This is a genomic window from Isoptericola halotolerans, from assembly GCF_045689585.1.
Taxonomy (GTDB): domain Bacteria; phylum Actinomycetota; class Actinomycetes; order Actinomycetales; family Cellulomonadaceae; genus Isoptericola; species Isoptericola halotolerans_B.
This window is the reverse complement of record NZ_CP140108.1, coordinates 3,838,908-3,853,118: the sequence shown is the minus strand read 5'-3', so window position 1 is coordinate 3,853,118 and position 14,211 is coordinate 3,838,908. Positions and strand designations below refer to the sequence as shown.

The 14,211-nt window shown below is 75.3% G+C and carries 13 protein-coding genes; 6 read left to right on the top strand and 7 right to left on the bottom strand.

All coding sequences use genetic code 11. From position 1 onward, the window contains the following. Nucleotides 1-14 precede the first annotated feature (14 nt). Genes UQW22_RS18145 through UQW22_RS18125 form a run of 5 tightly spaced genes read left to right on the top strand, consistent with a single transcriptional unit; the run spans nt 15 to nt 5,113 of the window. Nucleotides 15-1,109: an adenosine deaminase gene (locus UQW22_RS18145; RefSeq protein WP_407318583.1), complete on the top strand. Its 1,095-nt coding sequence runs from the start codon at nt 15-17 to the stop codon at nt 1,107-1,109. After that, nucleotides 1,106-1,864, top strand: a complete 759-nt coding sequence (gene deoC / locus UQW22_RS18140) for a deoxyribose-phosphate aldolase (RefSeq protein ID WP_407318582.1) — start codon at nt 1,106-1,108, stop codon at nt 1,862-1,864. The genes UQW22_RS18145 and deoC overlap by 4 nt, the downstream gene beginning before the upstream one ends. Before the next feature lie 21 nt (nt 1,865-1,885). Continuing rightward, nucleotides 1,886-2,548, top strand: a complete 663-nt coding sequence (locus UQW22_RS18135; RefSeq protein ID WP_407318580.1) for an ATP-binding cassette domain-containing protein — start codon at nt 1,886-1,888, stop codon at nt 2,546-2,548. After that, a complete protein-coding gene (locus tag UQW22_RS18130) occupies nt 2,545-4,263 on the top strand; it encodes a hypothetical protein (protein WP_407318579.1) in 1,719 nt (572 codons plus the stop codon). The genes UQW22_RS18135 and UQW22_RS18130 overlap by 4 nt, the downstream gene beginning before the upstream one ends. Nucleotides 4,264-4,309: 46 nt before the next feature. Further along, nucleotides 4,310-5,113, top strand: a complete 804-nt coding sequence (locus UQW22_RS18125; RefSeq protein WP_407318577.1) for a siderophore-interacting protein — start codon at nt 4,310-4,312, stop codon at nt 5,111-5,113. A gap of 12 nt (nt 5,114-5,125) precedes the next feature. Here the strand turns inward: UQW22_RS18125 and UQW22_RS18120 are convergent, their stop codons facing one another. Both UQW22_RS18120 and UQW22_RS18115 read right to left on the bottom strand, forming a co-directional pair. Further along, nucleotides 5,126-6,961 (bottom strand): phospho-sugar mutase, encoded by a 1,836-nt coding sequence (locus UQW22_RS18120; RefSeq protein ID WP_407318576.1) that lies wholly within the window; start codon nt 6,959-6,961, stop codon nt 5,126-5,128. 10 nt (nt 6,962-6,971) lie between these two features. Continuing rightward, complete coding sequence (locus tag UQW22_RS18115) at nt 6,972-7,823, bottom strand: purine-nucleoside phosphorylase (protein ID WP_407318574.1); 852 nt, start codon at nt 7,821-7,823, stop codon at nt 6,972-6,974. Here UQW22_RS18115 and UQW22_RS18110 point away from each other — a divergent pair. Beyond that, nucleotides 7,822-9,330, top strand: coding sequence for an NAD(P)H-quinone dehydrogenase (locus tag UQW22_RS18110; protein WP_407318573.1), 1,509 nt, complete (start codon nt 7,822-7,824; stop codon nt 9,328-9,330). The genes UQW22_RS18115 and UQW22_RS18110 overlap by 2 nt on opposite strands. Before the next feature lie 3 nt (nt 9,331-9,333). Here UQW22_RS18110 and UQW22_RS18105 read toward each other — a convergent pair whose 3' ends face one another. The 5 genes from UQW22_RS18105 to UQW22_RS18085 all read right to left on the bottom strand — a co-directional run bounded on the left by UQW22_RS18105 (nt 9,334) and on the right by UQW22_RS18085 (nt 14,207). Next, nucleotides 9,334-9,846, bottom strand: a complete 513-nt coding sequence (locus UQW22_RS18105; protein WP_407318572.1) for an NUDIX domain-containing protein — start codon at nt 9,844-9,846, stop codon at nt 9,334-9,336. A gap of 5 nt (nt 9,847-9,851) precedes the next feature. Further along, nucleotides 9,852-11,648 (bottom strand): acetyl/propionyl/methylcrotonyl-CoA carboxylase subunit alpha, encoded by a 1,797-nt coding sequence (locus tag UQW22_RS18100; RefSeq protein WP_407318571.1) that lies wholly within the window; start codon nt 11,646-11,648, stop codon nt 9,852-9,854. Between the two features lie 172 nt (nt 11,649-11,820). Further along, complete coding sequence (locus UQW22_RS18095; protein WP_407318570.1) at nt 11,821-12,531, bottom strand: Maf family protein; 711 nt, start codon at nt 12,529-12,531, stop codon at nt 11,821-11,823. A 35-nt stretch (nt 12,532-12,566) separates the two neighbouring features. Next, nucleotides 12,567-13,199 (bottom strand): YitT family protein, encoded by a 633-nt coding sequence (locus UQW22_RS18090; protein WP_407318569.1) that lies wholly within the window; start codon nt 13,197-13,199, stop codon nt 12,567-12,569. Nucleotides 13,200-13,283: 84 nt separating this feature from the next. After that, nucleotides 13,284-14,207 (bottom strand): AEC family transporter, encoded by a 924-nt coding sequence (locus UQW22_RS18085; RefSeq protein WP_407318568.1) that lies wholly within the window; start codon nt 14,205-14,207, stop codon nt 13,284-13,286. Nucleotides 14,208-14,211: the final 4 nt, after the last annotated feature.

Below are 14,211 nucleotides of genomic sequence, written 5' to 3'. Positions count from 1 at the left end.
GTAGGTTGGGGCCCATGACGCAAGCGCTCCTCGACGCGATCCCCGACCTTCCCAAGGTCCTCCTCCACGACCACCTCGACGGCGGGCTGCGCCCGCAGACGGTGCTCGAGCTGGCCGCCGAGGTGGGCCACGAGCTGCCGGCCGACGACGCGGAGTCGCTGGGCACCTGGTTCCGCGACGCCGCGGACTCCGGGTCGCTGCCGCGCTACCTCGAGACCTTCGACCACACCCTCGCCGTGATGCAGACCCCCGAGGCCCTGGCCCGGGTCGCGAAGGAGGCCGTGCTGGACCTGGCCGCCGACGGCGTCGTGTACGCCGAGCAGCGGTGGGCGCCCGAGCAGCACCTAGGGCGGGGGATGAGCCTGCCGGAGACGGTCGAGGCCGTGCAGGCGGGGATCGACGAGGGGGTGCGCGAGGCGGCAGCCGCGGGCCGGACCATCCGCGTCGGCCAGCTCGTCACCGCCATGCGGCACACGGACCGGTGGATCGAGATCGCCGAGCTGGCGGTGGCCTACCGTGGTGCCGGGGCCGTCGGCTTCGACATCGCCGGGCCGGAGGACGGGTTCCCGCCGGACCGCCACGCCGAGGTCTGGCGCTTCCTGGCCGACCACCATTTCCCGACGACGATCCATGCGGGCGAGGCCGCCGGGCTGGAGTCGATCGCCCAGGCCGTGCACCTGGGGCAGGCCGACCGCATCGGTCACGGTGTGCGCATCGCCGACGACATCACGGTGGACCACGAGTCCGGCACCGCCGAGCTCGGTGAGCTGGCCCACTGGGTCCGCGACCACCAGATCGCCCTCGAGGTCTGCCCGGTGTCGAACCTGCAGACGGGCGCCGCGACGTCGATCGCCGAGCACCCCATCACCCGGCTCAAGGAGCTGGAGTTCGCGGTGACCCTCAACACCGACAACCGGTTGATGTCCCGCACCTCGATGTCGCACGAGATGCGGCGGCTCGTCTCGGAGGCGGGCTGGACCATCGACGACCTCGCGGACGTGACCCTCACGGCGGCGTGGAGCGCGTTCATGCACCACGACGAGCGCCGTGACCTCGTCGACGAGCTGATCCTGCCGGGCTACCAGAAGATCGAGGGGGCCGTCCGATGAACGCCGGGACGTACACCGGGTCGAACACCGGAAACCCGACGCCGACGACGAAGGCCGACCTGGCCCGCTACGTCGACCACACCCTGCTCAAGCCCGAGGCCACGTCGGCCGACGTGACGGCGCTCGTCGAGGAAGGTGCCGAGCTCGGCGTCTTCTCCGTCTGCGTCTCGCCGACGTTCGTGGCGCACGCCGCCGAGGCGGCGGCCGGGCGCCTCGCCGTCGCGACCGTGTGCGGGTTCCCGTCGGGCAAGCACGCGAGCGACGTCAAGGCGGCCGAGGCCGCCCGCGCCGTGCTCGACGGCGCCGACGAGGTCGACATGGTCATCGACGTCGGGGTCGCGAAGGCCGGCGGGTTCGACCTGGTGCAGGCCGACGTCGCGGCCGTGCGGGCCGCGGTGCCCGCCGACAAGGTCCTCAAGGTGATCATCGAGTCCGCCGCGCTGGACGACGAGGAGATCGTCGCGGTGTGCCGGGCCGCGGAGGCCGCGGGCGCGGACTTCGTCAAGACCTCCACGGGGTTCCACCCGGCCGGGGGCGCCACCGTGCACGCCGTGGAGCTGATGGCACGGACGGTGGGCGGCCGGCTCGGGATCAAGGCGTCCGGCGGTGTGCGCACGCTCGACAGCGCCCTGGAGATGATCGCGGCGGGTGCCACGCGGCTCGGGCTGTCCGGCACGGCGGCCGTCCTGGCGGGCTTCGACGACGACGGTGGCGCGGTGCGCGACGCGGCGCCCCGGGGCGACGGCGGGTACTGACCGGCTGCTAGCGTCGGCGCCATGACCAGCGCCGACCCGGAGGACCTGCTCGTCGACGTGCACGAGGCCACGCGCACGCACGGCAGCGTGCAGGTCCTCGACCCGACGTCCCTGACCCTCCACGCGGGCGAGGCCGCCGCCGTCGTGGGTGCGAACGGCAGCGGCAAGTCCACGCTCCTGCGGCTCGTGGCGGGCACCGACGAGCCGACGTCGGGCCGGGTGCGCACGCTGGGCCTGCCGGCCGCGCGTGCCCGGCTGCGCCGCCGCGAGGACATCACGCTCCTGCTCGGCGGGCTGCCGACCTACCGCGACCTGACCGTGGCGGAGCACCTGCGCCTCGTCGGCTCGGCCTGGGCCGGCCGGCACACGCTGCCCGACGTGGACGACGTCCTCGCCGAGGCGGAGCTGGACCGCGTGCGCGACCAGTTCCCCTCCGAGCTGTCCTCGGGGGAGGGGCAGCTGTTCGCACTGGCGACCACGCTGTACCGGCCTGCCCGGCTCGTCCTGCTCGACGAGCCCGAGCAACGCCTCGACGCCCGGTGGCGCGCCGTCGCCCGCCGCCTGGTGGGGCGGGCCCTCGACGAGGGACGCACCCTGCTCGTCGCCACCCACGACGGCGACCTGCGCGACGACGTCGCGGCCCGCGGCGCGGTGGTCGAGCTGTCGCCACCGGGTCGGCGATGAGCGGCGTCTCCGGCGCCGAGGCCGACGGCGCGCAGGCCGGCGACGGCGAGGCGGCGGGAGGGCTGCGGGTGGCCTACCCGCCGTGGCGGCGGTGGATGACCCGGGTGCGCCGGAATTCCGCGCTCGCCCGCGCGACGGCCGATGGCGGCGACGCCGGGGAGCGGGTCTACCTCGTCTACGGCGTCGTCCTGCTCGCTCTGGTCTACGGGCCGATCCTGTGGTCGGCGCTGGCCCGGACGGGACTGCCCCTGGGGCAGCGCGAGACCGTGGCGGCGGTCGGACGGTGGAGCTCGGGCGCCTTCGACGCCCTCGTGGTGGTGGGGCTGTGCCTCGGCGGCCTGGTGTGCCTGCTGGCGGTCGCGGCGGCCCGGGCCGGCGGGCCGCTGTGGACGAGCCCGCCCGAGGCGGCGTTCGTGCTCGCCGGCCAGTTCCCGCCGGTCGTGGTGCTCCGGCGGCGGGCCGTGCTGCTCGCCGCGGGCACGGCGGTGGTCGCCGGCTTCGTGGCCTCGGCCGTCGCGGCCGGTGCGCTCGGTGTCGTCCGGGACGCCGAGCCGGTGCACGGGGCGACCACGCTCGACGTCGCCGGCTGGGTGCTGGTCGCGGCGCTCGCGGTCCAGGTGCCGTTGTTGCTCGGCGTGGCGGCACAGTGTCCGCGGTGGCGCCCGCAGGCCTGGCAGGCCGTTGGCGTGCTCGTGGGGCTCGGCGTGCTGGCGCCCGTGCTCGAGGGGGTCTCGCCCCGGCTGCGCGCCGTCGTCGGGAGCACGTGCCTCGACGCGGTCGGCGGGGGGACGGCGTGCTCGTTGGCGACCGGACCCGGGGCGGGCCTCCTGGGGATCGCCGGCGTGGCGGCGGTGGTCAGCGCGTGGGTCGTGCTGCGCGTGCTGCCGGCCGAGATCGACCTCGACGCGACCGCGTCGGCCCAACGCAGCACGGTGGCGACCTCCCAGGCGTTGGCCGGCGGGGAGGCCGCCGGGATGGCGGAGCTGCTCGGTCCGCCCCGCCTGGGGGCCCGCCGGCGGACCCTCTGGACGCCGCTGCTGCGCCGGGCGCCGCTCGTGGCGCGGGACCTGCTGGGGGTGCGGCGCCGGCTCGGGCCCGTGCTGGGCTCTGTGCTCGCCGGCGCCGGGGGCACGGTGCTCGTGCTCGTGGGGGTCCCCACCGGGGGACCGGGCTCCTCGTTCGCCGTCGTGCTGGGGACCGCGGTGCTGTACTCCGCGTCGGCGGCCTGGGCGGGCGGGCTGCGCGACATGGCGTCCCAGCCGCGGCCCGGCGGCCTCCTGCCGGGTGGCGTCGGCCGTGTCGTGGGCGGGCACCTCGTGGTGCCCGCGCTGCTCGGGGCCGTGGCCGTCGCAGCGGGCCTGGGGCTCGCCGCTCTCGGCGGTCTCGCGGGGCTGCCCGGCGACGGGACGACCGCTCTGGTGACGGCAGGGTCCGCGGGGGTGATCGCCCTCGCGGTGCGCTGCTGGGTCGCCGGGGCGACGACCGTCCCGGCCGAGCTCTTCACGCCGGTGAGCGCACCGGGCGGCGGGGACGCCTCCACCCTGCTCGTCGTGGCCTGGTTCGTGCGCGGGTGGCTGACGGCGGCCGCGTTCGCGTGGACGCTGCACGCCGCAGCGGGTGCGGGCACGGTCGTGCTGCTGGGCGCCGGGGTGCTGGTGCTGCTGTCGGCCGGGTGGTTCGTGCGCTCCACCGCCCGGCGGCTCGGCCGGGCCTGACGACGAGCGTGGCCACCGACCAGCGGGGAGGTTAGGCTTACCTACAATGACTGTCCCTACCGAGCGCCGCGACGGGCCGCCCCGCCGCCAGCGCACCCCGCACCACGCCACCGTCTCCGCCGTCCGGTGGCTGACGCCGCACATGGTCCGGCTGACCCTCGCCGGCGAGGACCTGGACGCGATCGAGCGTCCCGCCGCGACGGACCTGTACCTCAAGCTGGTGGTCGGCCCACCGCCGGCCCCGGACGCCCGCCCGGTCGTGCGCTCCTACACGGTCCGTGCGGTGCGCGGCGGCGAGTGGGACGTCGACTTCGTCGTCCACGGCGACGAGGGCCTCGCCGGACCGTGGGCCGCGCAGGTCCGTCCGGGCGAGGACGTGACGTTCCTCGGCCCCGGCGGCAGCTACGCCCCGGACCCGGCCGCGCCGTGGCACCTGTTCGTCGGGGACGACGCGGCGCTGCCCGCCATCGCCGCGTCCATCGAGTCGTTGCCCGCCGGGACGACGGCGCACGCCGTCGTCGAGGTGCCCGGCCCGGCCGACGAGCAGCCGATCCGCACGGCGGCGGACCTGCGCCTGACGTGGGTCCACCGCGGGGCCGCCGACCTGGTCGAGACCGTGCGGGCCGCGCACGCCGCCGGGGACCTGCCGGCCGGCGCTCCCCACGCGTTCCTGCACGGCGAGGCGTCGTGCGTCCGCGAGCTGCGCCGGTGGGTCCGTGCCGAGCTGGGCGTGGGCACGGACCGGCTGTCGGCGTCCGGCTACTGGCGCCGCGGGCACGACGACGAGGCGTGGCGCGCCGTCAAGGCCGAGTGGAACGCCGCCGTCGCGCAGGACGACGCCGCCCTCTGACGCCGGCCGGACTCACGAGAGCCCGAGGACGCCCGCCAGCTCGGTCTTGAGCGCGTCGAGCCGCTCGTGCGCGGCGACCCGGGCCTTGCCGACCTGGAGCGGCGGCGCGTCGGACGGGACGGGCGAGACCACCTCGAGGTAGCACTTGACCTTGGGCTCCGTGCCGGACGGCCGCACGATGACGCGCGTGTCGTCGTCGGCCAGCAGGAGCATCCCGTCCGTGGGCGGCAGGCCGTGGTAGCCGTCCGACAGGTCGGCGACCGTGGCCACCGGCGACCCGCCCAACGACGCCGGTGGCGCCGAGCGCAGGCGGGCCATCGTGGCCGGGATCTGCGCGAGGTCCTCGAACCGGGCCGACAGCTGGTCGGTGACGCACAGGCCGTGCGCGCGCGCGACGTCGTCGAGCGCGTCGACCAGGGTCCGGCCCTCCGCCTTGAGCCGGGCCGCGAGCGACGCCACCACGACGGCGGCACTGATGCCGTCCTTGTCGCGCACGTGCCCCGGGTCGACGCAGTATCCGAGAGCCTCCTCGTAGCCGAACACGAGGCCCGGTGTGCGCGAGATCCACTTGAAGCCCGTGAGCGTCGTCGCGTGGGCGACGCCGGCCGCTGCCGCAAGGCGTCCCAGCAGCCGGGAGGAGACCACCGAGGAGGCGACCGTGGCGCCGTCGGGAGCCACGCCGCCGGCGCCCTCGGCGACCGCGCGCCGCACGGCCTCCGCCCCGAGGAGCGCTCCGACCTCGTCGCCGTGCAGCATGCGCCACCCGCTCGACCGCGCGGTCTCGACCCCCAGGTGCGTGCCCTGGGTGACGTCCAGCACCGCGACGGCGCACCGGTCGGCGTCGGGGTCGTTGGCGATCACCAAATCCGCACCGGTGTCCACGGCGAGGCCGAGCGCCATGTCGAGCGCGCCGGGCTCCTCCGGGTTGGGGAACGACACCGACGGGAAGTCCGGGTCGGGGTATCCCTGCTCCTCCACGGGGACCACCTGCGAGAACCCGGCGCCCGCGAGGGCGCGAGCGAGCGTGCGGCCGCCGACGCCGTGCAACGACGTCGTGACCACCCGGAGCCGGTCGGCGGCCTCCGGGGCCGTGGCCGTGCTCGCGCCGACGCCGCGCACGGAGGCGAGGTACGCGTCCACGACGTCGTGCCCGAGCACCGTCCAGCCGTCCTGCGCGCGCGGGACCCCGTCGGCGGGACCGGCCGCGGCGATCCGCTCGGCGATCAGCGCGTCGTGGGGAGGGACGATCTGGGCGCCCTGACCGGCGTCCGTGACGACCCGTCCGCCGAGGTAGACCTTGTAGCCGTTGTCGGCGGCCGGGTTGTGGCTCGCGGTCACCATGACGCCGGCGTCGGCCGCCAGGTGCCGCACCGCGAACGCGAGGACCGGCGTCGGCAGGGGGCCGGGCAGCAGCATCACCTCGGCGCCGCCGGCCACCAGCACGGCCGCGGTGTCCCGGGCGAAGGTGGCCGACCGGTGGCGCGCGTCGTACCCGACGACCACGCGCGGCGACGTGCCGTCCGTCGCGCCGCCGAGCGCGTCGCTCAGATACGCCCCCAGACCCGCGGCCGCCGCGATCACGACCGCGCGGTTCATCCGGTTCGGTCCCGAGGCCATCGCCCCGCGCAGGCCGGCCGTGCCGAACTGCAGGGTTCCCGCGAAGCGGTCGCGCAGCTCGGCCAGCGCCGTGGGGTGCCGGGCGCCGTCGTCGGCGGTCGCGTGGCCGACGAGCCGCGTGAGCTCGTCGACGTCGTCGTCGTCGACGTCGTGCCGCATCCATGCCTCGACGCGGTCCAGCAGCGCGTCCAGAGGCTCCACCGCCGACGCGGCGTTCGGCTGTCCGCTCATCACGCCCTCCTCAGAGCGACTTGACGATGTTGGCGAGCAGGGCGCTGATCCGTGGGCCGGCCGCCTGACCTGCCTCGAGGACCTCCTCGTGCGACAGCGGCTGCGGTGAGATCCCGGCCGCCAGGTTCGTCACGAGGGAGACGCCGAGCACCTCCATGCCGGCGTGCCGCGCAGCGATCGCCTCGAGGGTGGTCGACATGCCGACCAGGTCGGCGCCGAGGACCCCGGCCATCCGCACCTCGGCGGGCGTCTCGTAGTGCGGCCCGGGGAACTGGGCGTACACGCCCTCCGGCAGCTCGGGGTCGACGGAGCGCGCGAGCTCGCGCAGCCGGGGCGAGTACAGGTCGGTGAGGTCGACGAACGTCGCGCCCTCGAGCGGAGAGGTCGCCGTGAGGTTGAGGTGGTCGCGGATCAGCACGGGCTGGCCGGGCCGCCACGCCATGTGCAGGCCGCCGCAGCCGTTGGTGAGCACCACCGACTCGCAGCCGGTCGCGGCCGCGGTGCGCACCCCGTGCACGACCCGCCGCACGCCACGCCCCTCGTAGAGGTGCGTCCGGCCCCCGATGACCAGGGCATGGCGCGTCGAACCGTCGGGACGCTCGACCCGGACGGACCGCGTCGTCGAGGCGTGACCGACGACGGCCGCCTTCGCGAACCCGGGGATCTCGTGGGTGGGCAGCTCGGCGACCACCTCGCCCACCAGCTCGGCCGCACCGCCCCAGCCGGAGCCCAGGACGAGCGCGACGTCGTGCCCGGCCACCCCCGTCACCTCGGCGATGTGGTCGGCGGCTGCGCGCGCGACGTCGAACGGGTCGGTCCTCGGGTCGTCGAGGTCCGGCGTCGTAGCAGGTGTGGTGCTCATGGACCCGAGACTATCCCTGCCCGCGAGGACCTGCCGGTGCTGCCACAATGGCACCGTGCCTGCCGAGAACAGCATCCCCGCCGGACCCAACCACTCCGTCGTCGTCGTCGGCGGCGGCCCCGGAGGCTACGAGGCCGCCCTCGTGGCGCGTCGCACCGGTGCCGACGTCACCGTCGTCGAGCGCTCCGGGCTGGGCGGCGCCGCCGTCCTGACCGACGTCGTCCCCTCCAAGACGCTCATCGCCACGGCCGAGTGGCTGACCATCGCCGAGTCGGCGCCCGAGCTGGGCATCCGCACCGGGGGCACCGTCACCCCGGGCGACGACCCGGACGCCCGACGCTCCCTGGTCGACCTCCAGGCCGTCAACAAGCGTGTGCTGGCGCTCGCCGCCGCCCAGTCCGACGACATCCGCGCCCGCATGGACCGCGAAGGGGTGCGCGTCGTCGACGGCAGCGGCCGCCTGGACGGCCCGAGCCGGGTCGTCGTGTCCCCGTCCGACGGCGGCGCGGAGGTCACGCTCGAGGCGGACATCGTCCTGCTGGCCACCGGGGCGACGCCGCGCACCCTGCCCACGGCGGAGCCGGACGGCGAGCGGATCCTCACCTGGACCCAGCTCTACAACCTGGCCGAGCTGCCGGAGAGGCTCATCGTGGTCGGTTCCGGCGTCACGGGTGCGGAGTTCGCCGGCGCCTACCTGGCGCTGGGCTCCGAGGTCGTGCTGGTCTCCTCGCGCGACCGGGTGCTCCCCGGGGAGGACGAGGACGCCGCCGAGCTGCTCGAGGGTGTCTTCCGCAGCCGCGGGATGACCGTCATGTCGCGCTCACGGGCCGCGTCGGCCGCCCGCACGGACACCGGGGTGACGGTGACGCTCGAGGACGGGCGCGTCGTCGAGGGGTCGCACGTGCTCGTCGCCGTCGGCGGGGTGCCGAACACCGAGGGCCTCGGGCTCGCCGAGGCGGGAATCGACGTCACGCGCTCGGGCCACATCGAGGTGGACAAGGTCTCGCGCACGTCGGTGCGCGGCGTCTACGCCGCCGGCGACTGCACGGGGGTGCTGCCCCTCGCGTCGGTCGCGGCCATGCAGGGCCGGGTCGCCATGGCCCACGCCCTCGGCGACGCGGTCGCGCCGCTGCACCTGGGCAACGTGGCGGCGAACATCTTCACGGCTCCGGAGATCGCCACGGTCGGCTACTCGGAGGAGGCGCTGCGCTCCCAGGGGTCGCGCTACGTGACGACCACGCTGCCCCTGGCCCGAAACCCGCGGGCGAAGATGCACGGCGTGCACGACGGGTTCGTCAAGCTGTTCGCGCACCCGGAGGCGGGGATCGTTCTCGGTGGCGTCGTCGTCGGGCCCCGGGCCAGCGAGCTGATCTTCCCCGTGACGCTGGCGGTCTCGCACCGCCTGACCGTGGACGACGTCGCCGAGACCTTCACGATCTACCCGTCGTTGTCCGGGACGATCGGGGAGGCGGCGCGGGTGCTGCACGGCCAGCTCACCCCGCGCTGAACCTCACCCGTCGTCCTCCAGCAGGCGCACGAGGTGCGGCAGCGCGGCAGCGAAGGCGGGGTGCAGGTCCAGGCCCGCGACGTCGGCGAGGGGCACCCAGCGCACCTCGATGCTCTCCGGGTCGGTCGCGGCCACCTCGGTGCGGGCACCGTCGACCGCCTCGGCGAGCACCGTGGTGTACGACCACACGTCGTGGTCGAGGACGTGCTCCGCGACCACCCGGACCGCCGCAGGGTCGATGCCGGCCTCCTCGCCGGCCTCGCGCAGGGCGCCCTGCGTGGGCGTCTCGCCGGGGGAGACGGCGCCGCCCGGGATGCCCCACGTGCCGCCGTGGTGCGACCACGTCGCCCGGTGCTGCAGGACGACGTCGGTCACAGGCTCCGGCGTGCCGTCCGGCGCGGCCGGGGCGCGACGGACCAGGAACAACCCGGCCGCGCCGTGCAGCCCCCAGTGCCGGTGGTCACCGCACACGACCCAGCCGTCACCGGGGTGGCGGTGGTGCACGGTGCCCGACACGTCGATCAGGCGATCTCGCAGATGGCGGTGCCGGCGGACACCCCGGCGCCCGCGGCGAGGTCGAGGCCCTTGATCGTCCCGGCCCGGTGCGCCGTGATCGGCTGCTCCATCTTCATCGCCTCGAGCACCACCACCAGGTCTCCCTCGGCCACCTCGTCGCCCTCGGCCACCGCGACCTTGACGATGGTGCCCTGCATGGGCGAGGCCAGGGTGGTCCCCGCCGCTCCGGTACCGGTGCCGCGGGTCGCGCGGCGGACCGGGCGCCGCGTCGGCCGGGCGCCGCCCGCCGCACGGCCCATCCCGAGCCCGGCGGGCAGGACCACCTCGAGGCGACGGCCGCCGACCTCGACGACGACGCGCTCCGGCGGCTCCTCCGGGCCTTCGGCGGCGTCGGGGACGGGCGGGGTGCTCGGGCCGAGCGCCGCGACCGTCTCGGCGAAGTCGGTCTCGATCCAGCGGGTGTGCACGCCGAACTCGTCGGCGGTGGCGTCCTCGCCCGACGTCGGGACGAAGTCCGGCGAGTCGAGCACGGCCCGGTGGAACGGGACGACGGTGGGGATGCCGGCGACCTCGAGCTCGCGCAGCGCGCGACGGGCGCGCTCCACCGCCTGGGTGCGGGTGGCCCCGGTGACGACCAGCTTGGCGATCATCGAGTCGAACAGGCCCGAGACGGTGTCGCCCTCGACCACGCCCGTGTCGACGCGGACGCCCGGACCGGACGGCCACCGCAGCGAGGACACGGTGCCCGGCGCGGGCAGGAACCCGGCGGCGGGGTCCTCGCCGTTGATGCGGAACTCGAGCGAGTGCCCCCGCACGGTCGTGGCGTCGTACCCGAGCGGCTCGCCCGCGGCGATGCGCAGCTGCTCGCGCACGAGGTCGATCCCGGTGACCTCCTCGGTCACGGGGTGCTCGACCTGCAGCCGGGTGTTGACCTCCAGGAAGGACAGGGTGCCGTCCGTCCCGACGAGGAACTCGCACGTGCCGGCGCCGACGTACCCGGCCTCCGCGAGGATGGCCTTCGAGGCGCGGTCCAGCTCGGCCTCCTGCGCGGCGCTGAGGAACGGTGCCGGCGCCTCCTCGACCAGCTTCTGGTGGCGGCGCTGCAGCGAGCAGTCACGGGTCGAGACCACCACGACGTTGCCGTGTGAGTCGGCCAGGCACTGGGTCTCGACGTGTCGCGGCCTGTCGAGGTAGCGCTCCACGAAGCACTCGCCTCGACCGAACGCCGCGACGGCCTCCCGCACCGCGGAGTCGTACAGCTCGTCGATCTCGTCGTGGGTGCGGGCCACCTTCAGACCCCGACCCCCACCGCCGTAGGCCGCCTTGATGGCGATCGGCAGCCCGTGCTCCGCGGCGAACGTGCGCACCTGCGAGGAGTCCGCGACGGGGTCCTTGGTGCCCGGGACGAGCGGGGCGCCGGCGCGCTGGGCGATGTGCCGCGCGCTCACCTTGTCGCCGAGCGCCTCGATGGCGGCCGGCGGCGGGCCGATCCACACCAGCCCCGCGTCGAGCACCGCCTGGGCGAAGCCGGCGTTCTCCGAGAGGAACCCGTAGCCCGGGTGGACGGCGTCGGCGCCGGACCGGCGGGCGACGTCGAGCAGCTTGTCCACGTCGAGGTAGGTTTCCGCGGCGCGGGCGCCGTCGAGGGCGAACGCCTCGTCCGCGAGCTGGACGTGCAGGGCCTGCCGGTCGGTGTCGGCGTACACCGCGACGGAGGCGATGCCTGCGTCGGCGCAGGCGCGGGCGATGCGGACGGCGATCTCACCGCGGTTGGCGACGAGGACCTTCGTGATGGTGGGCACGGCTCACGGTAACGTGCCGCCGACCCCCCTCCGCCACTTCGTGCGTCCCCGTCCGGGAAGTCTGTGCCGGGTGCCAACGCGCATCGGGGCCGTTTGTGCGGATCCCACATGGACCGGGGGTCCTCGCCCGCCGTGGCGGGTGGTGGGTTGGCGGTTTCGTCAGGCGACCCCGTCAGGCAGACCCGCCGGGGGGGTCGCCCCGCGGTGCGCGCAGGTCCCGGAACGGGACGTCGATCTGGGCCAGCAGCGCCCGCACCAGCGGCAGGCTGACGCCCACCACGCCGTGGGGGTCACCCTCGATGCCGTCGACGTACGGCCCGCCGAGCCCGTCGATCGTGAAGGCCCCGGCGACCTCCAGCGGCTCGCCGGTGGCGACGTAGTCGTCGACCTCGGCGTCGTCGAGGTCGGCGAAGTGCACGGTGGTCGAGGACGTCGCGCCGAGCGTGGCCGTGGTGCCGCCGTCCTCGCCGGTGCGGCAGTCCACCACCCAGTGCCCGCTGTGCAGCACGCCCGAACGGCCGCGCATCCGGTGCCAGCGCTCGCGGGCGACGTCGGGGGTGCCGGGCTTGCCGACGACCTCGCCGTCGATCTCGAGCATCGAGTCGCAGCCGAGCACGAGCGCGCTCCGGCCGGTCGTCGCGTCGGTGCCCTGTTCGACCCGGTGGGCGACCTCCTCGGCCTTCGCCTGGGCCAGCACCAGCACGGAGTCCGACGGCGGCAGGTCGGGGTAGCGCTCGCGGGCGGCGGCCAGCACGGCCTCCTCGTCCACGTCGCTGACCACGACGACAGGTTCCACGCCGGCGGACCGCAGGGTGGTCAGCCGGGCCGGGGACCGGCTGGCCAGGACGAGGCGGACGGGGGCGGGGGTGTTCGGCTGCGGCACGCTCAGGACCCTATCGGGCTGCCCCGGTGGCCGCCTCAGTAGCCCAGGTACCGGCCGGGCCGGTGGTTCAGCGCCAGCACGAGGTTGAGGAGCGCGGCACCGCCGGCGGACACCAGCACGGTGACGGGCTCGACGACGGTGAGGGCCAGGAGGACGACGGCGGTGTCGAGCGCCATCTGCACGTACCCCGCCCGCCAGCCGAGGCGCTCCTGGGCGAGCAGCGCGACCACGTTGAACCCGCCGATGCTCGCGCGGTGCCGGAACACGATGAGCAGTCCGACGCCCGCGAGGACGTTGCCCGCGAGCACGCCGTACACGGTCGGCACGGTGACGCCGCCCAGCATCGCCGCCTGCAGGGTGCTGAACAGCGAGACCAGCGCGATCGCCAGACCGGTGCGCAGCGTGAAGTCCCACCCCTTCTTCCACAGGGCCAGGACGAAGAACGGTGCGTTGACGAGCGCGAAGAGCCAGCCGAAGGGCAGGTCCACGGCATAGCTCACCAGCAGCGCCAGACCGGCGGTGCCACCCGTGACCGCGCCGACCGACTGCAGCAGGAAGAGTCCCAACGAGACCACGAACGTGCCGGTGAGCAGGCCGAGCGCGTCCTCCACGGCGCTGTGCTTGACTCCCTCGGGCTTGAGGTCGGACTGTCGTGGTGCGGTGCTCATCGGTTCCCTCCGGGGTCGGGGCGGGTGACGCCGTCGGCCGGGGGTGGAGGCGCGACGGCGAGCCCATGGTCACACGCCCGGGCGCTACGAGAGCAGCGCGGCGGCGGCGAGCAGGACGACCGGCGAGGCGAGCGTCGTCACGAGGATCGTGTCGCGGGCCAGGACCTCGCCGCGGCGGAACCGGGCCGCGTAGTTGTAGATGTTCTGGGCCGTGGGGAGCGCGGCGAGGGTCACCGCGGAGACGACCGCGGCGTCGTCGAGCGCGAACCCGTAGCGGGCGACGACGAACGCGACAGCCGGCATGAGGACCGCCTTGAGCTGGGCCGCCACGACGACGGGGCCGCGGCCCTCCTCGCCCCGCAGCGGCCGCGAGCCGCGCAGCGACATGCCGAAGGCGAGCAGGATCATCGGGATGGCAGCGCCGCCGAGGATCTCCAGCGGCGCGAGGACGACGTCCGGGACCGTCGCCCCGGTCAGTGACACCGCGGCGCCGGCCAGCGCTCCCAGGATGATCGGGTTGCGCACCGGCTGGCTGAGGACGAACCCGAGGGAGACGCGGCGCTCGGAGGTGGTCGAGTCGAGCAGGAGCAGCACCAGCGGGGAGACGATCAGCAGCTGCATCCCGATCACCGGGACCACGGCCGTGGCGTCGTCGAGCACGTAGACCGCCACGGGCAGACCGATGTTGCCGGCGTTGACGTAGCCGGCGCCGAGGGCACCGATCGTGGCCTCCGGCGCGCGCAGCCGGAACCACAACAGGTTCACGACGACGAAGCACGCGGCGGCGCTCGCCGCGGCGACCGCCTGCACCAGCAGCGGGGCGCCGAGCAGCTCGCCGAGGTCGGCGTCCGCCACGACGGTGAACAGCAGCGCCGGGCTGGCGACGAAGAAGCCGACGCGGTTGAGCGCCTCCCGGGCGTCCGGGCCGCCGACGCGCAGCCGCGCCGCGAGATAGCCGGCGGCGATGACCACGCCGATGATGGCGAAGCCGGTGAGGATCCCCTGCACGTCA

Coding starts and splice junctions, on each gene's coding strand:
- UQW22_RS18125 (WP_407318577.1), top strand. CDS start 4,310: ATGACTGTCCCTACCGAGCGCCGCGACGGGCCGCCCCGCCGCCAGCGC.
- UQW22_RS18090 (WP_407318569.1), bottom strand. CDS start 13,199: ATGAGCACCGCACCACGACAGTCCGACCTCAAGCCCGAGGGAGTCAAG.
- UQW22_RS18145 (WP_407318583.1), top strand. CDS start 15: ATGACGCAAGCGCTCCTCGACGCGATCCCCGACCTTCCCAAGGTCCTC.
- UQW22_RS18110 (WP_407318573.1), top strand. CDS start 7,822: ATGGACCCGAGACTATCCCTGCCCGCGAGGACCTGCCGGTGCTGCCAC.
- UQW22_RS18135 (WP_407318580.1), top strand. CDS start 1,886: ATGACCAGCGCCGACCCGGAGGACCTGCTCGTCGACGTGCACGAGGCC.
- UQW22_RS18115 (WP_407318574.1), bottom strand. CDS start 7,823: ATGAGCACCACACCTGCTACGACGCCGGACCTCGACGACCCGAGGACC.
- deoC (WP_407318582.1), top strand. CDS start 1,106: ATGAACGCCGGGACGTACACCGGGTCGAACACCGGAAACCCGACGCCG.
- UQW22_RS18120 (WP_407318576.1), bottom strand. CDS start 6,961: ATGAGCGGACAGCCGAACGCCGCGTCGGCGGTGGAGCCTCTGGACGCG.
- UQW22_RS18130 (WP_407318579.1), top strand. CDS start 2,545: ATGAGCGGCGTCTCCGGCGCCGAGGCCGACGGCGCGCAGGCCGGCGAC.